A 21,527-nucleotide genomic window follows, 5' to 3' on the forward strand; every position below is an offset into this window, starting at 1 on the left:
TTAACTATATTCACATACGACAAAACAATCACGGAGTTATCTCATGGCAAAAAAATATTTCGGTACTGACGGTGTGCGTGGCGAAGTCGGTCAGTTTCCTATCAATCCTGATTTTGTCTTGAAATTAGGCTATGCGGCAGGTCAGGTTTTGGTGCAGCACGAAGGCGAAATCAAACCAACCGTCTTAATCGGCAAAGACACGCGTATTTCAGGCTATATGCTGGAAGCTGCGCTGATTGCCGGTTTTACCGCCGCCGGTGTCAATGTTATTCAAACCGGCCCTCTGCCAACCCCGGGCGTAGCGTATCTGACCCGTGCTTTGCGTTTGTCTGCCGGTGTGATGATTTCTGCTTCCCATAACGTTTATTCCGACAACGGCATTAAATTCTTTGCCGAAGGCGGTGTGAAGCTGAGCGATGAAATCGAGTTGGAAATTGAAGCCAAAATCGATGAGGAAATGAAAACCCAGCCGTCCAGCCGTTTGGGCCGTGCGCGCCGGATTAATGGTGCGGATGACCGCTATATCGAGTTCTGTAAATCCACTTTCCCAAGCCATTTGGACTTGCGCGGTCTGAAATTGGTGGTCGATACCGCCAATGGTGCAGGCTATGCAGTTGCGCCTAAAGTATTCCACGAATTGGGTGCGCAAGTGGTCAGTATCGGTGATGAGCCAAACGGCTACAACATCAATGAGAAATGTGGGGCAACCCATCCGAAAGCTCTGCAAGCGGCTGTATTGCAAAATGAAGCCGATTACGGTATTGCCTTGGATGGCGATGGCGACCGTTTGATGATGGTTGACCGCAATGGCAAAGTGTATGACGGCGACAGCTTGATTTATGTGATTGCCAAAGCACGCGCGCACGAAGGCGTGGAAATCGGCGGCGTGGTAGGTACGGTAATGACCAATATGGCGATGGAAGTTGCTTTGAAAGAGCAGGGCGTTGATTTCTGCCGCGCCAAAGTGGGCGACCGCTATGTGTTGGAACAGCTTCATCAACGCGGTTGGCTGATTGGCGGCGAAGCCAGTGGCCATATTTTGTGCATGGACAAACACAATACCGGCGACGGCATCATTTCCGCGCTGCAAGTTTTGGCCGCATTGCAAACCTTGAATCAAGACCTTGCCACCGTTTGCGCCGATTGGCAGCCGTATCCGCAAACCATGATTAACGTCCACATCAAAAAAGGCCAAAACTGGCAGGACGCTTCCAAAGAAGCTTTGGCTGAAGTGGAAAAAGAACTCGAAGGCAAAGGCCGCGTGGTCTTGCGCGCATCCGGTACCGAGCCTGTCGTGCGCGTGATGGTGGAGGCCAAGCAGGCAGACTGGGCGAAAAAAGGCGCAGAAAAAATTGCCGCTGCCATTCAAGGTCAAAAGTAACAGTGTGTTTGATATTGAATTGAACTAAATAAAAGGCCGTCTGTTGTTCAGACGGCCTTTGTGTTTTATTGGAAGCTTAGTTGCTCAAGACATCAACGCCTTTAGGAGGCGTAAATTTGAACATACCGCTGGAAAGGTTAGGCTTGGTGTTCAAACCGCTGAAGCTGATGCTGGTTTGGTTGCCGAAGCTGTCTTTCAGCTGCATGGCGGCGAGGTTGTCGTCTTTGAAGCCGATACGGATGTATTGATAGCCGGCATTGTTTTTCTTAGGCGTAGCCAAAACGTAGTCGATACCGTTGGCAGAACCATCCTCTTTCAGCGTGTAGCTGCTGTCCAATGCCGTTTTGTTGGAGAGGATGGCGGCAGGGCTGTCACCGATGGTTTGGTCTTGTGAGGACTTGGTTACTTGCGCCAAATCTACGTCATAGAGCCAAATGGTTTTGCCGTCGCCAACAATGGTTTGTTTGTAGGGTTTGGTGTATTCCCATTTGAACAAGCCAGGGCGCAGGATTTTGAATGTACCGTGTGTGGTTTGGGTTTTCTTTTTGCTGTGAACGGTTTGGCTGAAGTTGCCGCTGATACCGTCAGCGTCATTATTGAATTTTTTCAGGGCATCCACTGCGCCGGCTTGTGCAAAGCCGATGGCTGAAGAAAGCAGCGCGGCAGCGGTCAGGGTGAACAGTCGGGTAGTTTTCATGTTTTGGTTCCTTGTTCGGAGAGATGGGTTCAGTATAGACGTTATGGTGTAACAGGCAAGGGGCTGAATGGAGGGTTTAATTTGTGTAAATATGAAAAATCCAATCAAGTGACTGAAATAATTTCATTTCTTCAGACGGCCTGCATTTGGTTTTGACGTTTTTTTAATGAAACACATAAGGGCTTGGTGTGGTATTTAATGTCATTTTACGGAAAGCGTGAAATTATAGTCTTTCTGTTTGCTTTTTAAAACGGTTATAATATTTATCTTTTGAAAACAATGGTTTTGTATGTATCTGAATCCTTATCCTTTATTGGAACAGGCTTTGCTGTCGGACAATCCGGATGAAAAAGGAAAATTGACGCAGGCCTTGTTTGCGCAGTTGGGCAAGGCGGAAGGTTTGACGGTTGAAGAGTCGAAACCTGTGGATTGCCGTTTTGCCGGACATCCGCTCCGTCCGCGTTTGGTTGCCCCTTCGGAAGTCACGCCGCGCAAGATGAATACGGTCGAAGGCTATGCGGCGATGTTGCACGCGATTGCGCACATCGAATTTAATGCGATTAATCTGGCTTTGGATGCGGCGTATCGTTTTCGCAATATGCCGTTTCAGTTTGTACGCGATTGGGTAAGGGTGGCAAAAGAAGAAGTGTTTCACTTCGGCTTAATGCGTGGCCGTCTGAACAGCTTGGGCTACGATTACGGCGCTTTTGAAGCGCACGGGCATTTGTGGGATATGGCGTATAAAACGGCTTACGATCCCTTGTTGCGCATGGCTTTGGTGCCTCGGGTATTGGAAGCGCGCGGTTTGGATGTTACGCCGGGTATTCGTGCAAAAGTGGCACAGCGTGGCGATATGGAAACCTGCGATGTGTTGGATATTATTTATCGCGATGAAGTGGGGCATGTCGCCATCGGCAATCATTGGTATCAGCATCTTTGCCGTGAGCGCGGTTTGGAACCGGTTGCCTTGTTCCGCAGCCTGATTGCGCGTTACGATATGTTTATCTTCCGCGGCTACGTCAATATCGAAGCACGGGAACGTGCAGGATTCAGCCGTTTCGAGCTGGATATGTTGGAAGATTTTGAGAAAAGTTTGAAACAGGATAAAAAGGCCGTCTGAAACGGTAAAATCATCATGGCACATCATCACGATCATTCGCACGCGCATACGCATACTGCCAATAAGCAGGTATTGCGCATTTCATTTTTCGTCATTGCCGGATTTATGCTGGTTGAAGCGGTCGGCGGCTGGCTGACCAACTCTTTGGCCCTGCTTTCCGATGCGGGGCATATGTTCAGCGATGCGTTTTCGCTGGGCGTGGCATTGTGGGCATTCAAACTTGGCGAGAAACAGACCACGCTGCAAAAGACATTCGGTTACAAGCGTTTTGAAATCTTGACGGCGATGTTTAACGGATTGTCGCTGGTGTTGATTGCGGCGATGATTTTTTATGAAGCAGTCAAACGATTGTTTTATCCGCCGGAAATTTTGACGGGCGGTATGCTGGTGGTCAGTATCATCGGTTTGCTGGTCAATATCGGCGTCGCTGTTTATATGTTGAAAAATGGCGATACTGAAGAAAACGTCAATATGCGCGGCGCGTATCTGCACGTAATCAGCGATTTATTCGGTTCGATAGGGGCGATTGTCGCAGCGGTACTGATGATGGCGTATGGCTGGCAATGGGCGGATACGGTTGCCAGCGTATTGGTGGCGGCTTTGGTAGGGCGCAGCGGCAGGAAGCTGTTTAAACAGACTTTGCACATTTTGATGGAAGGCGCACCGGAAAACATCCATACCGATGAGTTACTCAGCGTTATCCGCAATACGGAGGGCGTAAAATCCGTTCACGACTTGCATGTTTGGACGATTACCAGCAATATCCACGTTTTGTCCTGCCATATTGTTGTAGATGGCAGCATGACGGTTGCAGAGTCCGAACAAATCGCCTACCGCATCGAACATGAATTGGCGCATCACAACATCGGACATTGTACGATTCAGATTGAAAGCGAACAGCATCCGCATAAAGATGAAGTTTTGTGTTCGCAGGAAATGCACGAACACCATAATGAATAATGAGGAAAAAAATGGATAAGAAACAATTAGAGGCAGATTTTCATCATGCTATGTTAGAAATTTATGATTTGGCAAAGAAATTACCAACGCCTTATAGGGCTACGCGGTTTAAGCAAATGGTAGATGAGATGGGTGGTAAGGCTGCAGCTGATAAATTACTGGCTTCGCCAAATATTAGCCAAGGATTGCATGATCTATACTTGTACGGTCAAGAAAAAGGATTAAAAATCAGCATGGAGTATTTAATTCTCCAAGAACGATGGTCACCGTTGTTCACAGAAGAACAGAAAAGCATTGCGCGTAAAAAATTAAAGCAATGCGGTTTAGATGTTTAAATCTTTACTACCACCATTAACCATATTCAGGCTGTCTGAAACTTATTGGATTGTTCAGACGGCCTTCTAAAATCATCAAAGGAACACTTATGATCCAAGCCGTATTATTCGACCTTGACGGCACGCTTGCCGATACCGCGCTTGATTTGGGTGGCGCGCTCAACACGGTATTGCGCCGACACGGTTTGCCAGAAAAAAGCATGGATGAAATCCGTCCGCAGGCCAGCCATGGTGCGAGCGGTTTGCTCAAACTTGGTGCAGGCATTACGCCCGACCATCCGGACTATATGCAATGGCGCGAAGAGTTTTTGGATGAATACAGCCGCTGCTATGCCGACCAAACCATCTTGTTCGACGGCGTAAACGAAATGCTGGAAGCCTTAGTTCAACGCGGTATCCAATGGGGCATTATCACCAACAAGCCTATGCGCTTTACCGATGTCCTCGTGCCTAAGCTCTGGTTTACCGTGCCTCCTGCCGTCATTGTCAGCGGCGATACTTGCGATGAACCCAAACCCAGCGTGAAGCCTATGTTTTACGCGTGCGAACAGATTGGCGTTGAGGCGCAGCGATGTTTTTATGTCGGTGATGCAGAGCGCGATATGCAGGCAGGCAAAAATGCAGGCATGACGACCGTGCTTGCCGATTGGGGTTATATTTCTGCTGAAGACCAAACCGAAAACTGGCTTGCCGATTTCCGTATTGCCACGCCTTTGGATTTGTTGGCAATCTTGCGTTAAAACCCTGTAATAATCCGTTTTCAGACGGCCTGAAACGGCGTAAAATTACATAAATTTGTATTTTTTCAACCGTTTTACTACTTGTAAAGAGAAAAATCATGTTCTTCAAGCATATCGAAGCTGCTCCTGCTGATCCGATTTTAGGTTTGGGCGAGGCGTTTAAAGCCGAAACCCGTCCGGAGAAAGTCAATCTCGGCATCGGCGTGTACAAAGACGCATCCGGCGCGACGCCTATTATCAAAGCCGTCAAAGAGGCTGAAAAACGCCTGTTGGAAAGCGAGACAACTAAAAACTACCTCACCATCGACGGCGTTGCCGATTACAACGAGCAAACCCAAATTCTGCTGTTTGGCAAAGACCACGAAATCATCGCCAGCCGTCGCGCCAAAACAGCGCAAAGCCTTGGCGGTACAGGCGCATTGCGTATTGCGGCCGAATTTGCCAAACGCCAGTTGAACGCGCAAACCATCTGGATTTCCAATCCGACTTGGCCAAACCACAACGCCATCGCCAAAGCAGTCGGTATCCAAGACAAACCTTATCGTTATTACGATGCCGCCAAACACGGTTTGGATTGGGACGGCATGATTGAAGACTTGAGCCAAGCGCAAAAAGGCGACATCGTCCTGCTGCACGGCTGCTGCCACAACCCTACCGGCATCGACCCTACGCCCGAACAATGGGAAACTTTGGCAAAACTTTCTGCCGAAAAAGGCTGGTTGCCGCTGTTTGACTTTGCTTACCAAGGCTTTGGCAACGGTTTGGAAGAAGATGCCTACGGCTTGCGCGTATTCTTGAAATACAATAAAGAATTGCTGATTGCCAGCTCTTATTCCAAAAACTTCGGCATGTACAACGAACGCGTCGGCGCGTTCACTTTGGTGGCTGAAGATGAAGCAACAGCAGCCCGCGCCCACAGCCAAGTCAAAACCATCATCCGTACCTTGTATTCCAACCCGGCTTCACACGGTGCGAACACCATTGCGCTGGTGTTGAAAAATGATGATTTGAAAGCACAATGGATTGCCGAACTCGATGAAATGCGCGGCCGCATCAAAGCCATGCGCCAAAAATTTGTCGAGTTGCTCAAAGCCAAAGGTGCAACCCAAGATTTTGATTTCATTATCGAACAAAACGGCATGTTCTCTTTCAGCGGCCTGACTCCAGAACAAGTTGACCGTTTGAAAAACGAGTTTGCCATTTATGCCGTCCGCTCCGGTCGCATCAACGTTGCCGGCATTACTGATGACAACATCGATTATTTGTGCGAGAGCATTGTGAAAGTGTTGTAATTGTCGAATTAAAGGCAAAGGCCGTCTGAATCGTTCAGACGGCCTTTATTTTTGACTTGTCAGCTTATCCGGCAACTGCGTTTATTCCCCAATAAATCATGGCATAGCGCAGCAGTTTACCTGCAATCAGAATAATGGCGCAATGCAGGGCATTGAGCCTGAGCCAGCCTGCGGCGAGGGGGAGGGCATCACCGATAATCGGCAGCCATGCAAATAATAGCGGCCAAATTCCCCATCGTTTTATACGCGCCAATACTTTTTCAGACGGCCTTTTTTTATTTGGAAACATCCTGCCCATGTAATACGAAACCATACTGCCCAAGCCATTCGCCAACCCGGCACACAAACATGCGCCGAGGGCGTGTTGCGGATATTGGTACACAAATGCGGCGTATGCCGCCTCGGATGTACCCGGAAGTAGTGTGGCAGAAGTAAAGGCAGAGGCAATTAGGCCAAGGTAAGCGTAAAGAAGAGGCATATTTTGAGTTATATCAAGGAGTATTGTAAAAAAGAAATAACAGGCTTAATAGGAGGATTATGCCTTTATTTTTTAATATATTAAAAGATAAATCCAATATTATTGAATTTTTTAAAATTAAACGGTTGAAGGATAATGTAGTCGGCCGTTAGAAAATAGTTTTCAAAGTGACGGATTATCAGTATGATACGGGCGGCTGTTAATGGGTGTTAATTTTAATGAACTGATTTAAGCTCATTTTTCCAGCAAATCTTAACAAAACGAAAGGCAAATCATGTCTGCGCATTCACAACAAAATCATACTCCTGCGCTGGTTGTCCTAACCACACTCTTTTTCATGATGGGTTTCATTACCTGCATGAACGATATTTTGATTCCGCATTTGAAAGATATTTTCGACCTGACTTATGTTCAGGCGATGCTGATTCAATTCTGTTTCTTTACCGCTTATGCGATTATGTCGATTCCGATGGGCTATTTGGTCGGCAAAATCGGCTATAAAAACGGCGTGATTAGCGGCTTCGTATTGACCGCCATCGGCTGTCTGCTCTTCTATCCTGCCGCCGGCAGTCATTCTTATGCAACTTTTTTGGGTGCATTGTTTATTTTGGCTTCAGGTGTAACACTGTTGCAAGTAGCGGGTAACCCTTATGTGACTTTGCTGTCCAAACCAGGTAAAGAATCTGCAACACTGACTTTGGTTCAGGCATTTAACTCTTTGGGTACGACCATTGCTCCGCAAATCGGCGCATTCCTGATTTTGGCTGATGCAACACAAACTGTCAGCAAAGCCGAGCAAATTTCTTCCGTTCAAATTCCATATTTGGGTTTGGCAGGTTTGCTGATTATTTTGGCTGTGTTCGTCAAAATGATTCGTCTGCCTGATGCAAACAAAATTGCTGAAGAAGAGAGTGAACACAACCATGATGGTAAACACAGCGTATGGCAATACCGCCACTTGATTTTTGGTGCGGCCGGTATTTTCTGTTATGTTGGTGCAGAAGTATCTATCGGTTCTTTGTTGGTCAACGTGTTGGGTTACCTGAAAGGTTTGGACCACGCATCTGCTGCAAAATATCTGTCGTTCTACTGGGGCGGCGCGATGGTTGGTCGCTTCTTAGGCTCTGCCATCATGGCGAAAATTGCGCCTAACCGCTATTTGGCATTCAATGCTACCGCTGCTGTTGTCCTGTTGGGCGTAGCTATGTTGGCAGGTAAAGCCAGTGCAGATGTTGCGATGTGGGCATTGTTGGCCATCGGTTTCTTCAATTCCATCATGTTCCCAACGATTTTCTCTTTGGCAACCAAAGGTCTTGGCCGATTCACCAGCAGCGCTTCCGGCGTATTGTGTACTGCGATTGTCGGCGGTGCGATTGTGCCTGTGGTACAAGGTTGGGTAGCGGATACTCAAGGTCTGATGATTTCTTTCGTTGTATCAGCGATTTGTTACGTATACATCGTATTCTTTGCTATAAAAGGCTACAAAGCTGACGAATAATTCATCATGATAAAAGGCCGTCTGAAACTTTATGGGATTTCAGACGGCCTTTTTACTTTGTGGCATAATGATTTAAATGACAGGAGGGAAAAATGGCCAAAATCATTTTGCTGCATGGCTTGCACATGCATTCGTGGGTCATGAGACCGCTGGCGTATTTGCTGGAACAAGAAGGTTTTGAAGTTGCGCTGTTCGATTATTGCAGTGTGTTGCACTCGATGAATCGGCATGTTGAGGACTTGGCGCGATGGATTGATGAGAACCATGCTGATGAAACGCTGCACTTTGTCGGCCACAGTTTGGGCGGCTTGGTCTTACGCAATTTTGCAGCAGCATATCCGGATAAAGTCAGCGGCCGTATCGTTACCATGGGTACGCCGCACCAAGGCAGCCGTGCCGCGCAACGTGTGTTCAATATGGGTTTGCAAAAGCCGGTATTGGGCGGCTCGTATAAAGGCGCATTGGACGGCGGTATGCCTGAATTGCCAGAGGGTGTTGAGCTGGGCAGTATTGCCGGCAATAAACCGTATGGACTGGGTCGTGTTTTAGGTTTGCATGGCGAACATGATGGTACGGTTTTGGTCAGCGAAACGCATTGTCCGAATATGCGCGATCATGTTGTTTTGCCTGTCAGCCATAGCGGTATGCTGTTTAACCGTAAAACGGTTGAGCAGGTGGTGGCATTTTTGCATGATGGACGTTTTAAAAAGCAATAAAATTTCATTTATTTTAATTTAAAAGTATTTAATGTTAATAATTTAATATATTTTAAAGAAAGTGTCGCAGTTTTACTGAAGCTGTTTTTATAAAATAACAGGCAGGCCGTCTGAAAATCGGGTTTCAGACGGCCTGTTATGCTAAAATCTGTTAAATACTTATTAAAAAGGCAAAGAACAATGTTTGCTTTCAAATCCTTACTTAATATGCCGCGCTTTGAGGCCATCGCTGTGGCCTTGGCTTTGGTGGCGGCAATGGGTTACACGATTATTTCGCTTGAATGGCTGCCGCATATGTCGATTGTGACGGCGATCGTGGTCTTGCTGTTGTACGGTTTGATGCGTGGCTTGAAATATCAAGACATGCAAAACGGTATGATAGGCGCGGTCGGGCAGGGCATGGGTGCGATTTATCTGTTTTTCTTTATCGGCCTGATGGTCAGCGCGCTGATGATGAGCGGTGCGATTCCGACGCTGATGTATTACGGTTTCGGATTGATTTCGCCGACTTATTTTTATTTCTCGGCGTTTGCGCTTTGCTCAATCATCGGTATTTCCATCGGCAGTAGTTTGACGACTTGTGCGACTGTCGGCGTGGCATTTATGGGTATGGCGGCTGCGTTTCATGCCGATATGGCGATGACGGCAGGCGCGATTGTGTCGGGTGCGTTCTTTGGCGATAAAATGTCGCCGCTTTCCGATACGACCGGTATTTCCGCTTCGATTGTCGGCATTGATTTGTTCGAACACATCAAAAACATGATGTACACCACTGTGCCTGCGTGGTTGATCAGTGCGGCATTGATGTTGTGGCTCTTGCCCAATGTTGCCGCACATGACATGAACAGCGTCGAAGCTTTCCGCGCGCAATTGGAAGCAACCGGTTTGGTGCATGCCTATTCGCTGATTCCGTTTGCCTTGCTGGTTGTCCTCGCCCTGATGCGCGTCAATGCCATTGTGGCCATGTTGTTTACCGTTGTGGTGGCGCTGATTATGACTTACTTCCACAGTACGCCTGATTTGAAACAGCTGGGCGCGTGGTTTTACAGCGGATACAAACTTGAAGGCGAAGCATTCAAAGACATTGCCCGTCTTATTTCTCGTGGCGGCTTAGAAAGCATGTTCTTTACGCAAACCATCGTAATACTCGGCATGAGCTTGGGCGGCCTGTTGTTTAGCATTGGTGTGATTCCGTCTTTGCTGGAGGCCATTCGTGCGTTCCTGACCAATGCCGGACGTGCTACTTTCAGCGTGGCCATAACATCGGTCGGCGTCAACTTCCTGATTGGCGAACAATATTTAAGTATCCTGCTTTCCGGCGAAACCTTTAAGCCGGTATATGACAAACTCGGCCTGCATTCGCGCAACCTTGCCCGTACGCTGGAAGATGCGGGTACGGTCATCAACCCGTTGGTGCCTTGGAGCGTCTGCGGCGTATTCATCAGTCATGCCTTGGGTGTGCCTGTTTGGGAATACCTGCCTTATGCCTTCTTCTGCTACTTGAGTTTGGCTCTGACGCTGGTGTTTGGCTGGACAGGGCTGACTTTGAGTAAGAAGTAAACAGCATTTAAAATAGCAATGCTTTTATCAAACAAGGCCGTCTGAAAACAATTTCAGACGGCCTTGTTTTACTTGAAGTAGCCGTATCAACATGATTTCACTATAATTGCTGCACCAATAAAAAAATAATCCAAACAATGAACAAACAAATCCGCCAAGAAATTTTCGAGCGTTTCCGCGCTGCCAATCCTCATCCGACTACCGAGTTGAATTTCAGCTCGCCGTTTGAGCTGCTTATCGCCGTTTTATTGTCTGCACAAGCAACTGATGTCGGCGTGAACAAAGCGACTGCCAAACTCTTTCCAGTTGCCAATACGCCGCAAGCCATGTTGGATTTGGGGCTGGACGGCGTGATGGAATACACCAAAACCATAGGCCTCTACAAAACTAAGTCCAAACACATCATGCAGACTTGCCGTATTTTGCTGGAAAAATACAATGGCGAAGTGCCTGCCGACCGAGAGGCTTTGGAATCTTTGCCCGGTGTTGGCCGTAAAACAGCCAATGTGGTGTTGAATACTGCATTCGGGCAACCTGTTATGGCGGTCGATACCCATATTTTCCGCGTTTCCAACCGTACCAAAATTGCTCCGGGCAAGGATGTGCGCGAAGTTGAAGACAAGCTGATGCGCTTTATTCCCAAAGAGTTTTTGATGGATGCCCATCACTGGTTGATTTTGCATGGCCGCTACACGTGTAAGGCTTTGAAACCGCAATGCAGCAAATGTTTGATTAACGATTTGTGCGAATATCCGGCAAAAATGTAAATAAAAAAACATAAAAAAGGCCGTCTGAATTTCAGACGGCCTTTGATTTGGCTACGATTAGTCGGCAACTGCCATCAGGCTGGCGTTACCACCAGCAGCGGTAGTATTGATACTGCAAGAGATTTCTTCAAATACTTGCAGAATGTCCAGACCTTGTTCGGAAGGCAGGATGCGGATGAGCGCACCGTCGCGGCCGGCCAACTCTTGTTTGCGCTCGCTGCTCAAAGGCTCGATAGCGGCAACATGGCTGATGCCTGCGTTTTCAGGTTTGCTGTTGACTTGCAACAAACCGTCCAAATCGGCTGAGTAGGAAGCCAACGGGCTGTTAGGCTCAACAACTGTTTGGATGCCTGCGGCTGCCAGCTCGGTCAGGGCAGAGAAGGCTTGCAGCAGATTGCCGCCATGTACCCAAACACGTTTTGGAGAGCGCCAGCTCAATGAGTTGCGTTCGCCGGTCGGGCCGACCAATACGGTTTCGGCTTTGCGCAGGGTACGGACGCGGGCGTGACCCAAAGCTGCGGCTGCGGCTTTTTTCTCTTCTGCGTTAAACGGCAGTTTGTGAACCAGGGTTTCCAAACGTTTGAGTGCGTCTTCGTCTGCTTGACCGATTCGGCTGAGGGTTGGGGCAACCCATTCAGGAGTACGAACCAGGCGTTGCAGATAGAATGAACCGCCTGCTTTTGGACCGGTACCGGACAAGCCGTGACCGCCGAAAGGTTGTACGCCGACAACAGCACCAACGATGTTGCGGTTGACGTAGATGTTACCGGCTTCGATGCGGTCGCGGATATGGTCGACAGTGCCTTCGATACGGCTGTGTACACCGCTGGTCAGAGCATAGCCTTTGGCGTTGATTTGGTCGATGAGTTGATCCAATTCGCTGGCGCGGTAGCGGACAACGTGCAGTACAGGACCGAACACTTCGCGTTGCAACTCGTTCAGGTTGTTCAATTCAAACAGGATTGGACGAACGAAAGTAGAGTTGTTGTCATCAACGTCGGCGGCAGTTTTGATTTCGTGGTAAGCCTTCGCTACGCCTTTCATTCGGTTGATGTGGGCCAACAGGTTTTGTTGGGCTTCAGCATCGATGACAGGGCCAATATCTGTGGTCAGTTGGGTCGGTTTGCCGACAACCAATTCGTCCATTGCGCCTTTGATGATGTTGACCATTTTATCGGCAACATCTTCTTGAACGCACAAGATACGCAGAGCGGAACAACGTTGGCCTGCGCTGTCGAAGGCAGAGTTCAATACGTCGAGGCAGACTTGTTCCGGCAGGGCGGTAGAGTCCACAATCATCGCGTTTTGACCACCGGTCTCGGCAATCAGGACAGGGCTGTCGTCGCGTTTGGACAGGGCTTTGTTGATCAGGCGCGCTACTTCGGTAGAACCGGTGAAGATCACGCCGCCAATGCGGGTATCGCCGGTCAGGGCAGAGCCGACATCGCCTGCGCCGAGTACGAGTTGCAGCGCAGAAGTCGGAATACCGGCTTGATGCATCAGGGAAACTGCGTAAGTAGCAATCAGGCTGGTTTGTTCGGCAGGTTTGGCGATAACGGTATTACCGGCAGCTAATGCAGAAACCACTTCGCCGGTAAAGATGGCCAATGGGAAGTTCCATGGGCTGATGGCAACGATTGCGCCGACAGCTTTGGCATCTTTAGGCAGGGTGTTTTCAGATTCGTTGGCATAGTAGCGGCAGAAGTCAACGGCTTCGCGTACTTCGGCAACGGCGTTGTTCAAGGTTTTACCGGCTTCGCGGACGGCCAGCATCATCAATGCAGGCGTGTGTTGTTCCAACAGGTCGGCAAAACGGCGCAGGCAGTCGGCGCGTTCTGAAGCAGGTTTGGCGCTCCACTCAGGCAGGGCGGCAACGGCTGCACCAATAGCTTCTTGAGCCAAGGCTGCATCGGCAAAGCTGACAGTGCCGACAACATCGTTGTGGTCTGCAGGGTTGCGGACAGGTTGCGCTTCGCCTACGTTACGCGCTTCGCCATTGACGATGGAAGCAGCGTGGAAGTCTTCGGAAGAAGCTTGGTTGAGTTTTTCTTGCAGGTTTTGCAATACGGTTTCGTTGCTGAAATCTACGCCTTGAGAGTTCAGACGGTCTTTGCCATACAAATCGCGTGGCAGAGGCAATGCCGGATGCAGATGGATGCCTTGTTCGGCGATGGTGTCGAACGGGCTCTTAATCAGGCGGTCGATGCTGATGTTTTCGTCAACGATTTGGTTCACGAAAGAAGAGTTCGCACCGTTTTCCAACAGGCGGCGTACCAAGTAGGCAAGCAGGGTTTCGTGTGTGCCGACCGGGGCATACACGCGTACGCGGCGGCCTAAGTTTTGCGGGCCGACTACTTGGTCGTACAGGGTTTCGCCCATGCCGTGCAGACATTGGTGTTCGAAGTCTTTGCCTTTACCCATTTGGTAGATTGCGCCCAAAGTATAAGCATTGTGGGTAGCAAATTGTGGGAACACGGCATCTTGCGCATCCAAGAGTTTGCGTGCGCAGGCGAGGTAGGAGATGTCGGTGTGGACTTTACGGGTGTAAGTCGGATAGCCTTCCATGCCGTCTACTTGAGCCCATTTCACTTCGCTGTCCCAGTATGCGCCTTTAACCAAACGGATCATCAGTTTTTGGCTGTTGCGGCGGGCCAGGTCGATCAGGTAGTCGATAACGAACGGGCAACGTTTTTGGTAGGCTTGAACAACGAAACCGATACCTTTGTAGCCGGCCAAGTCAGGGTCGGAAACCAAAGCTTCCATCAAGTCCAAAGACAATTCGAGACGGTTGGCTTCTTCGGCGTCGATGTTGATACCGATATCGTATTTTTTACCCAAAAGGAACAATTCTTTCAGGCGCGGCAACAATTCGCTCATAACGCGTTCGTGTTGGGCGCGTGAGTAGCGTGGGTGGATGGCGGAAAGTTTGACGGAAATACCGTTGCCTTCGTAAACGCCTTGGCCTGCGGCATCTTTACCGATGGCGTGAATGGCTTGAACGTAGTCGTTGTAGTAGCGGTTGGCATCCTCTTCGGTGTATGCGGCTTCACCCAACATATCGAAAGAGAAGCGGTAACCCATTTTCTCGCGCTCTTTACCGTTTTGCAGCGCTTCTTCAATGGTTTGGCCGGTTACGAATTGTTTGCCCAACAGGCGCATGGCGTAGTTTACACCTTGACGGATCAGAGGCGCACCACCTTTGCTGATCATGCGGCTCAGTGCAGAACCCATGTTTTTCTCAGAAGTGTTGGTGGTCAGTTTGCCGGTAATCAACAGACCCCATGCAGCCGCGTTAACGAAGAGGGAAGGGCTGTTGTTCAAGTGGCTTTTCCAGTTGCCTTCGGAGATTTTATCGGCAATCAGGCGGTCGCGGGTGGCATTGTCCGGAATACGCAGCAGGGCTTCGGCCAGACACATCAGTGCAACACCTTCTTCACTGGAGAGAGAGAACTCGTGCATCAAGGCATCTACGCCGCTTGCTTTGGTGCGGCTGGAGCGGACTTGAGTAACCAAACGACGGGCAAGCTCGGAGGCAGCATTGCGCTCTTCGTCGGTCATCTGTGCACGTTGCAACATATCCTGAACGGCTTCGATTTCATCGCGGCGGTAGGCATCAGTTACAGCTTGACGCAGAGGAGTTTGTGTTGGAAAAGCGAAGTTAAACATTATTTATGTTCTCCAAAGGTTTTTTTCATGGTTTCAGACGGCCCGACTTTAAGACTGCTAAAACAGACATTCTGAAGGATAGTAATATCGTAATAAAATTATGATGCGGATACAAGATGTATCCGCATAAATTGCTGTTTTTTCTGATAAGGCTCAGATTATTTTGAAACAGTTTATTTCGTAAAGACGGCCTGCACGGAATCATGCAGGCCGTCTGAAAACGTCTTATTTAGAGGCGCGGTATTCTGCGTCTGCTTTTTCAAAGCGTTCTTGCAATTCGCGTGAAGGTTTTTTGTCGATCAGGGACACCAAAACAATCACGAGTGTGCAAATGATAAAGCCAGGAACGATTTCATAGACAGTAGCGAAACCTGTTTCTTGTGCGGCCAAAGCAGGTTTTTTGATCCACTCAGCCCAAACAACCACAGTCAGTGCACCTGCAATCATGCCGGAGAGTGCACCGTAGGCAGTAATGCGTTTCCACAGAACAGACAGGATAACAACCGGACCGAATGCGGCACCAAAGCCAGCCCATGCATAAGCTACCAAGCCCAATACTTTACTGTTAGGGTCAGAAGCAATCAGGATAGAAATCACGGCAATCGCCAATACCATCAGACGGCCAATCCATACCAATTCAGCTTGTTGTGCCTTTTTACGCAGGAAGCCTTTGTAGAAGTCTTCGGTAATCGCGCTGGAGCAAACCAACAATTGGCAAGACAGGGTAGACATTACAGCGGCAAGAATCGCGCTCAAGATGATACCGGCGATCCAAGGGTTGAAGAGCAGGGTAGCCAAAGCGATGAAGATACGTTCGTGGTTGCCGTTCATTTCTTCAACGTGAGCAGGGTTGGCACCGAAGTAGGCGATACCGAAGTAGCCGACAGCCACAGCACCGGCCATACACAGAATCATCCAAGTCATACCGATACGGCGTGCAGAAACCAGAGATTTAGCGCTTTCGGCAGCCATGAAACGAGCCAAAATGTGTGGTTGGCCGAAATAGCCCAAGCCCCAAGCGGCGGTAGAGATAATGCCGATGAAAGTAGTACCGGCAAACAGGCTTCCGTATTCTTTACCGGTAGAAGCGGCAACTTGTTGGATGGCCGCATTCATTTGATCTGCACCGCCCAAACCCAAATACACCATGATAGGAGTCAGTACCAATGCAAAAATCATCAAAGAAGCTTGCAGGGTATCGGTCCAGCTTACGGCCAAGAAACCGCCCAAGAAAGTGTAGGCGATGGTTGCGCCGGCACCCAGCCACATGGCTTGAGTGTAAGACAGATCGTGGAACAGGCTTTGGAACAGGGTAGCACCGGCTACGATGCCTGAAGCACAGTAAATAGTGAAGAAGAACAAGATAATCAGTGCAGAAACCACTTTCATCAAGTGACCGCCGGCACCGAAGCGGTGGAAGAAGTAATCAGGAAGCGTCAGCGCGTTGTTGGCATATTCGGTATGTACGCGCAGACGGCCTGCAACCAAAAGCCAGTTGAGGTATGCACCCACAATCAGACCAATGGCAATCCAAGCTTCATTCAAACCGCTCAGGTAAATGGCACCTGGCAAGCCCATCAAAAGCCAGCCTGACATATCGGAAGCACCGGCAGACATCGCGGTCACGAACGGACCCAAGCTGCGGCCGCCGAGGATGTAGTCATCGAAGTTTCGTGTTGAAAAATAGGCGGCCAGGCCGATCAGTAATACGGCGACCAAATAGATCGCGAAAGTGATATACATGGGATTCATGTACTTATTCCTCATCTAACTTATAAATACGGGTTTTGAAATTGCAAACAATTCGTACCCAAACTTTTTTCTAATAAAAATACAGCTTAAAAATCCTGTTTTTCACGAGAGAGTCAGGATAAATTATTTTCAAATACAATAGGATATGTAACCAATCCATATTAAATTGTAAATAATTAAATTTAGAATACAGTAAATTTTTTGTTTTGCAAAGCACGGAACACGGGCTTTATGAAAAATCGTAGCGCTTTTTAGGGGAAGTTATTTGAAAACAAAAGATTGCAAAAATTATCTTAATTTTGAGAAAAGGAAAGACAATGAAACTATCTTTCCTATAAATGAAACGTTGCGCGGAGAAAAAGCGTAATTATGCGACATGGAACGAGCTGTTCAGACGGCCTGATAATGGCACTATCCCGTATTTATGATGAATACGGGATAGTGAGTCAGCTTGAACTAAATAGAAAAATCATCTTTTAACAAATGTTTATAAGCGAAGAGATAGAAAGCGGCAACAAAAGACGATCCGCCGAGGACATTGCCTAAGAAGACAGGAATCATATTGTAGAAAAATTGACCCCAGCTGACATTTGCACCCGCCCAAATACCGGCCGGAATGATGAACATATTGGCAACAAAGTGTTGGAAACCGATCAACACGAAGATCATGACCGGAAACCAAGTTGCCAAAATGCGGCCTGAAGTATGGCGTGAGCCGAAATAGAACCAAATACCCATGCACACCATCCAGTTACATGCGATAGCGGAAACGAAGGCACGGCCAAAGTCCATATTAACTTTGGCTTCGGCAATGGCAATGGTTTTCGCCGCAGCCGCTCCCTCTGCCAGGCCGACATAGTGGCCGAGGAAATAGGCCATGGCAACGGCGCCAGCTAGGTTGCCCAAGCTGACGATGAGCCAGTTGCGTACCAGTTTGTAGGTGCTGACGCGGCCGGTCAATCTGCCCAAAGCCATAATCATCATATTGCCTGTTGCCAGCTCACCGCCGCCGATTAAGATACAAATCAGCGCAATCGGGAATACGGATGCGCCCAAAAGGGCAGCCAGGCCGTTCCATTCGGCTGGAATACCGCTGATGACGCGCAGGCAGGCAAGATAGCCGAAGCCGACATAGCCGCCGCCTAAAAAACTCAAAATCACCAACATTTTGATGCTGAACTCAGACTTGGCGCAGCTCTTGCCGATGGCTTCCTGTAAAATCTCGTGAGGGTACAAATCTCGTGTATTCATGAGGCTCCCTTAAATTGGAAATATCTTGTTTATCATGAGGATAATAAGTTTGCCTGAGAATGATGCCGGTAGGAAATAACGACTGGTTGTAAGAATAGAAGAGGGGGTTATATATTGAAGCGGCTAAGGCTAACGGCTGACTTTTTTGAAGAAAGATAAGTTGAGGCGTTGAGATATTGGCGTTTTAAAAACTGAAAAGGCCGTCTGAAAAAGTTGCTTTCAGACGGCCTTTGGATTTGCTTGGATAATGAGGGCTACAAGCGCGTTACGCTTAAAACGCCTTTGATGTCGCCCAAGCTGGCTAATACGCGCGGCAGGTCGTTGACTTGGCGGACTTCAAGGGTAAAGCGCATACTGGCTTCCAAATCGCGCGATTGGGTTTGCACCGCGGTAACGTTGAGTTTATGACGCGCCAGCGCATCCGAAACGTCTCGCAGCAAACCGGAGCGGTCTTGGGCGCGGATTTCAACATCGACGGCAAATACTTGTCCTTCTTGCAAGGCTGCCCAGCTTGCGTTCAACACTTTTTCCGGAGCCTGTTCGGCAAGGTGGCGGAAAGAAGGGCAGGTATTGCGGTGGACGGAAATACCGCGGTCGCGGGTAACAAAGCCCACAATATCGTCAGGAGGTGCCGGTTTGCAGCATTTGGCAAGTGTGGTCATTAAGCCGTCTTCGCCGTCAATCAAAATGCCGTTTTTGCCGCCTTTTTTGATTTTGGACTGCTTGACGATATTGGTTTCATCAATCGGCACGGGAGGCGGTTCATTCAGCGCGCCGCAGGCTTTGTGGATGGCGCGGTTGGAAACTTCGCCCTGACCGATGGCCGTATAGAGTTCGTCGGTTTTTTTGAAGCCGAGTTTTTCCGCCAATGCTTGCAGATTAGGTTTGGGGAAGATTTTTGACAACTGTTTGTCCAACTGGGCGCGGCCTTCTTCGCGCACGGTATCCGCATTTTGCTGGCGGATGTAGGCACGGATTTTGCTGATGGCGCGGTTGGATTTGACCCAGCCTTCGTAGAGCCAGTTGACGGAAGGATTTCCCTCTTTGGCGGTAATGATTTCAACGCGTTGACCGTTTTCCAAAGGCGTGGACAGCGGCACGATTTGTCCTTCGACTTTTGCGCCGCGACAACGGTCGCCTACGCTGCTGTGCAAGGCATAGGCAAAGTCGATCGGGGTAGCGCCCGTAGGTAGGGAGAGGACTTTGCCGTGTGGAGTCAAAACGTAAATCGTATCGTTAAACAGCTCGGTTTTAAAGGCGGCGGCAAGGTCTTCTTTGCCGCTTTCTGCCATGTTTTCACGCCAGTCTAGGAGTTGGCGCAACCAAGCGATTTTTTGTTCGTAGGCTGAATCGCCCTTGCCGCCTTCTTTATAACGCCAGTGGGCGGCAACACCGAATTCGTTGAATTGGTGCATATCGAAGGTGCGGATTTGTACTTCCACGCCTTTGTCTTCCGGACCGACGATGACGGTGTGCAAACTTTTATAGCCGTTGCCTTTCGGGTTGGCGATATAGTCGTCGAACTCGCCCGGAATCGGCTGCCAGAGGCTGTGGACAATGCCCAACGTGGTGTAACACTCGGGAATGGTGTCCACCAAAATCCGTACGGCGCGGATGTCGAACAAGCCGTCGAAAGTGAGCTTTTTCTTCACCATTTTTTTGTAAATGGAGTAGATGTGCTTCGGTCTTCCGGCAACTTCAAAATGAATATTGTATTTTTTCAGTTCCGTACGCAGGATATTGAGGAAGTTTTCGATGTATTCGAGGCGCTCGGTGCGCTTTTCGTCCAAAAGCAGGGCGATTTCGCGGTATTTTTCCGGCTCTTGATGGCGGAAGCCCAAATCTTCGAGCTGCCATTTGAGTTGCCACACGCCCAAGCGGTTGGCGAGCGGGGCAAAAATGTCGAGGGTTTCTTTGGCAACGGCGCGTTTTTCAGGATTGTCGGGAACGTTGCTTAAGAATTGGAGGGTGCGCGTACGCATGGCCAGTTTGATCAGGACGACGCGGATGTCGGTAACCATCGCCAACAGCATTTTGCGCATGGTTTCGGCTTGTTGGGCGCGCTCTTCCGGCGTGGCAAGGCTGTCTACGCGGGCGAATTGGGTCAGTTTCTGTACTTCGTCCACGCCTTTGACCAGCTCGCAAACGGTACTGTTGCAGCGTTCGGTAACCAATTCGTGCCAAGTGGGAACGTATTTGCCGATGTCGGACAAAATCGTAGCGGCCACGGCATCAGGCAAGAGGTCGAGTTCGCTGACGATTTGCATCGAGCCGAGAAAATGTTCCATTAAAGGCTCGCCGTAAGTCGTTAGGGCATCGGCAGGATAATGTTCTTTAGCTAAGTCAAAGGCCGTCTGAATCAGGTTTTTATCGGAATCGGGCAGCGCGGCAACATAGCCGTCGAACCATGCGAGGAGGCCTTCTAGCGTTGCACTCGATGTTTGGGGCGTTTGGCGAATAGTGGTCATGGCGTGCGTTTTTTTCTTTTTGATAAAAACGTTGCCATTGTAACAGTTTCTTGCCGACAGCCCTAGATTTGTATGCGAATGCGGCACTATGTTTCAGGACACCTTGTTTCAGACGGCCTTGGGTGTTATGGTTAACCGTTTTGAAATTTTAAGGAGTATTTCGATGAAACTGTATATTTACGACCATTGCCCGTTTTGCGTTCGTGCAAGGATGATTTTCGGCTTGCGCGATGTGGCGGTGGAAGAGGTCGTCTTAGCAAACGATGACGAAGCTACGCCGATTGGCATGATTGGCTCAAAACAAGTGCCGATTCTTCAAAAAGAAGACGGTTCGTTTATGGGCGAGAGTTTGGATATTGTCCGTTACATTGATCAGGGCCGTCTGAAAGAAGAAGTTCGTCCCGAGGTCCAGGCTTGGTTGGACAAAGTGGGCGAGTACAATAATAAATTGGTACAGCCGCGCATGGTCAAAATCGGCCTGCCCGAATTTGAGACCGATGAAGCGAAAAAATACTTTATCGACAAAAAAGAGAAAAGTATCGGCAATTTCGAGACTAATCTGAATAAAACGGCGCAATATCTGGAGCGTCTGCATCAAGACTTGGCAGAGCTGGAAGCGCTGGTGTGCGAAGGCGAGGGCTTGTGCGGTGAAATCAGTTTTGAAGATATCCTGACTTTCCCTATTTTGCGCAACCTGACCGTTGTGCGCGGTATTCAATGGCCGCAAAAGTTGATGGATTATTTGTTGGCGATGAGCGAGCGTTCCGGCGTGGCTTTGTATTTTGACCGCGCGTTGTAATGAATGTTTGAAACATAAAAAAAGGCTGTCTGAAAGTTTTTTCAGAC

The 21,527-nt window shown here is 48.9% G+C and carries 17 protein-coding genes; 11 read left to right on the plus strand and 6 right to left on the minus strand.

The annotated features are described in order from the left end of the window. Window positions 1-43 precede the first annotated feature (43 nt). Complete coding sequence (gene glmM / locus HMPREF2865_RS08240; RefSeq protein WP_070646694.1) at window positions 44-1,381, plus strand: phosphoglucosamine mutase; 1,338 nt, start codon at window positions 44-46, stop codon at window positions 1,379-1,381. A gap of 76 nt (window positions 1,382-1,457) precedes the next feature. Here glmM and lolA read toward each other — a convergent pair whose 3' ends face one another. After that, complete coding sequence (lolA, locus tag HMPREF2865_RS08245) at window positions 1,458-2,078, minus strand: outer membrane lipoprotein periplasmic chaperone LolA (RefSeq protein ID WP_070646695.1); 621 nt, start codon at window positions 2,076-2,078, stop codon at window positions 1,458-1,460. Window positions 2,079-2,367: 289 nt separating this feature from the next. Here lolA and HMPREF2865_RS08250 point away from each other — a divergent pair, with 289 nt between their 5' ends. The 5 genes from HMPREF2865_RS08250 (at window position 2,368) to HMPREF2865_RS08270 (ending at window position 6,525) form a co-directional block, all read left to right on the plus strand. Next, window positions 2,368-3,198 (plus strand): ferritin-like domain-containing protein, encoded by an 831-nt coding sequence (locus HMPREF2865_RS08250; protein ID WP_070646696.1) that lies wholly within the window; start codon window positions 2,368-2,370, stop codon window positions 3,196-3,198. Between the two features lie 15 nt (window positions 3,199-3,213). Further along, the gene (locus tag HMPREF2865_RS08255; RefSeq protein ID WP_070646697.1) at window positions 3,214-4,158 is read left to right on the plus strand and encodes a cation diffusion facilitator family transporter; all 945 of its coding nucleotides are present in this window, start codon (window positions 3,214-3,216) and stop codon (window positions 4,156-4,158) included. An 11-nt stretch (window positions 4,159-4,169) separates the two neighbouring features. Continuing rightward, the gene (locus HMPREF2865_RS08260) at window positions 4,170-4,493 is read left to right on the plus strand and encodes a hypothetical protein (protein ID WP_070647196.1); all 324 of its coding nucleotides are present in this window, start codon (window positions 4,170-4,172) and stop codon (window positions 4,491-4,493) included. Between the two features lie 89 nt (window positions 4,494-4,582). Then, window positions 4,583-5,233 (plus strand): HAD family hydrolase, encoded by a 651-nt coding sequence (locus tag HMPREF2865_RS08265; protein ID WP_070646698.1) that lies wholly within the window; start codon window positions 4,583-4,585, stop codon window positions 5,231-5,233. Window positions 5,234-5,331: 98 nt separating this feature from the next. Continuing rightward, window positions 5,332-6,525, plus strand: coding sequence for an amino acid aminotransferase (locus HMPREF2865_RS08270; protein ID WP_070646699.1), 1,194 nt, complete (start codon window positions 5,332-5,334; stop codon window positions 6,523-6,525). 64 nt (window positions 6,526-6,589) lie between these two features. Here the strand turns inward: HMPREF2865_RS08270 and HMPREF2865_RS08275 are convergent, their stop codons facing one another. Next, window positions 6,590-7,003: a YqaA family protein gene (locus tag HMPREF2865_RS08275; protein WP_070646700.1), complete on the minus strand. Its 414-nt coding sequence runs from the start codon at window positions 7,001-7,003 to the stop codon at window positions 6,590-6,592. 274 nt (window positions 7,004-7,277) lie between these two features. Between HMPREF2865_RS08275 and HMPREF2865_RS08280 the strand changes: the two genes are divergently transcribed. The 4 genes from HMPREF2865_RS08280 (at window position 7,278) to nth (ending at window position 11,544) form a co-directional block, all read left to right on the plus strand. Further along, window positions 7,278-8,501: a sugar MFS transporter gene (locus HMPREF2865_RS08280; protein WP_070646701.1), complete on the plus strand. Its 1,224-nt coding sequence runs from the start codon at window positions 7,278-7,280 to the stop codon at window positions 8,499-8,501. A gap of 92 nt (window positions 8,502-8,593) precedes the next feature. Beyond that, window positions 8,594-9,217: an alpha/beta fold hydrolase gene (locus HMPREF2865_RS08285; protein ID WP_070646702.1), complete on the plus strand. Its 624-nt coding sequence runs from the start codon at window positions 8,594-8,596 to the stop codon at window positions 9,215-9,217. Window positions 9,218-9,397: 180 nt separating this feature from the next. Further along, window positions 9,398-10,777 (plus strand): Na+/H+ antiporter NhaC, encoded by a 1,380-nt coding sequence (gene nhaC / locus HMPREF2865_RS08290; protein ID WP_070646703.1) that lies wholly within the window; start codon window positions 9,398-9,400, stop codon window positions 10,775-10,777. Between the two features lie 137 nt (window positions 10,778-10,914). After that, window positions 10,915-11,544 carry an endonuclease III gene (nth, locus tag HMPREF2865_RS08295; RefSeq protein WP_003685196.1) on the plus strand — a complete coding sequence of 210 codons (630 nt, stop codon included), beginning with the start codon at window positions 10,915-10,917 and terminating at the stop codon, window positions 11,542-11,544. Between the two features lie 57 nt (window positions 11,545-11,601). Here nth and putA read toward each other — a convergent pair whose 3' ends face one another. From putA to HMPREF2865_RS08315, 4 genes are all read right to left on the minus strand, one after another. After that, window positions 11,602-15,210 (minus strand): bifunctional proline dehydrogenase/L-glutamate gamma-semialdehyde dehydrogenase PutA, encoded by a 3,609-nt coding sequence (putA, locus tag HMPREF2865_RS08300; RefSeq protein WP_070646704.1) that lies wholly within the window; start codon window positions 15,208-15,210, stop codon window positions 11,602-11,604. A 225-nt stretch (window positions 15,211-15,435) separates the two neighbouring features. After that, the gene (putP, locus tag HMPREF2865_RS08305) at window positions 15,436-16,962 is read right to left on the minus strand and encodes a sodium/proline symporter PutP (RefSeq protein WP_070646705.1); all 1,527 of its coding nucleotides are present in this window, start codon (window positions 16,960-16,962) and stop codon (window positions 15,436-15,438) included. A gap of 456 nt (window positions 16,963-17,418) precedes the next feature. After that, window positions 17,419-18,213, minus strand: coding sequence for a formate/nitrite transporter family protein (locus HMPREF2865_RS08310; protein WP_070583823.1), 795 nt, complete (start codon window positions 18,211-18,213; stop codon window positions 17,419-17,421). 254 nt (window positions 18,214-18,467) lie between these two features. After that, a complete protein-coding gene (locus HMPREF2865_RS08315; protein ID WP_070646706.1) occupies window positions 18,468-20,681 on the minus strand; it encodes a RelA/SpoT family protein in 2,214 nt (737 codons plus the stop codon). An 88-nt stretch (window positions 20,682-20,769) separates the two neighbouring features. Between HMPREF2865_RS08315 and HMPREF2865_RS08320 the strand changes: the two genes are divergently transcribed. Next, window positions 20,770-21,480, plus strand: a complete 711-nt coding sequence (locus HMPREF2865_RS08320; protein WP_070646707.1) for a GrxB family glutaredoxin — start codon at window positions 20,770-20,772, stop codon at window positions 21,478-21,480. Window positions 21,481-21,527 lie beyond the last annotated feature (47 nt).

The organism is Neisseria sp. HMSC073G10, from assembly GCF_001812605.1.
GTDB classification, from domain to species: Bacteria; Pseudomonadota; Gammaproteobacteria; order Burkholderiales; family Neisseriaceae; genus Neisseria; species Neisseria subflava_A.

What these genes read in the sequence shown, in the direction of transcription:
- nth (WP_003685196.1), top strand. Translation starts at nt 10,915, where the DNA reads ATGAACAAACAAATCCGCCAAGAAATTTTCGAGCGTTTCCGCGCTGCC.
- glmM (WP_070646694.1), top strand. Translation starts at nt 44, where the DNA reads ATGGCAAAAAAATATTTCGGTACTGACGGTGTGCGTGGCGAAGTCGGT.
- lolA (WP_070646695.1), bottom strand. Translation starts at nt 2,078, where the DNA reads ATGAAAACTACCCGACTGTTCACCCTGACCGCTGCCGCGCTGCTTTCT.
- HMPREF2865_RS08275 (WP_070646700.1), bottom strand. Translation starts at nt 7,003, where the DNA reads ATGCCTCTTCTTTACGCTTACCTTGGCCTAATTGCCTCTGCCTTTACT.
- HMPREF2865_RS08285 (WP_070646702.1), top strand. Translation starts at nt 8,594, where the DNA reads ATGGCCAAAATCATTTTGCTGCATGGCTTGCACATGCATTCGTGGGTC.
- HMPREF2865_RS08310 (WP_070583823.1), bottom strand. Translation starts at nt 18,213, where the DNA reads ATGAATACACGAGATTTGTACCCTCACGAGATTTTACAGGAAGCCATC.
- nhaC (WP_070646703.1), top strand. Translation starts at nt 9,398, where the DNA reads ATGTTTGCTTTCAAATCCTTACTTAATATGCCGCGCTTTGAGGCCATC.
- HMPREF2865_RS08280 (WP_070646701.1), top strand. Translation starts at nt 7,278, where the DNA reads ATGTCTGCGCATTCACAACAAAATCATACTCCTGCGCTGGTTGTCCTA.
- HMPREF2865_RS08270 (WP_070646699.1), top strand. Translation starts at nt 5,332, where the DNA reads ATGTTCTTCAAGCATATCGAAGCTGCTCCTGCTGATCCGATTTTAGGT.
- HMPREF2865_RS08315 (WP_070646706.1), bottom strand. Translation starts at nt 20,681, where the DNA reads ATGACCACTATTCGCCAAACGCCCCAAACATCGAGTGCAACGCTAGAA.
- HMPREF2865_RS08265 (WP_070646698.1), top strand. Translation starts at nt 4,583, where the DNA reads ATGATCCAAGCCGTATTATTCGACCTTGACGGCACGCTTGCCGATACC.
- putP (WP_070646705.1), bottom strand. Translation starts at nt 16,962, where the DNA reads ATGAATCCCATGTATATCACTTTCGCGATCTATTTGGTCGCCGTATTA.
- HMPREF2865_RS08260 (WP_070647196.1), top strand. Translation starts at nt 4,170, where the DNA reads ATGGATAAGAAACAATTAGAGGCAGATTTTCATCATGCTATGTTAGAA.
- HMPREF2865_RS08255 (WP_070646697.1), top strand. Translation starts at nt 3,214, where the DNA reads ATGGCACATCATCACGATCATTCGCACGCGCATACGCATACTGCCAAT.
- HMPREF2865_RS08250 (WP_070646696.1), top strand. Translation starts at nt 2,368, where the DNA reads ATGTATCTGAATCCTTATCCTTTATTGGAACAGGCTTTGCTGTCGGAC.
- HMPREF2865_RS08320 (WP_070646707.1), top strand. Translation starts at nt 20,770, where the DNA reads ATGTTTCAGGACACCTTGTTTCAGACGGCCTTGGGTGTTATGGTTAAC.
- putA (WP_070646704.1), bottom strand. Translation starts at nt 15,210, where the DNA reads ATGTTTAACTTCGCTTTTCCAACACAAACTCCTCTGCGTCAAGCTGTA.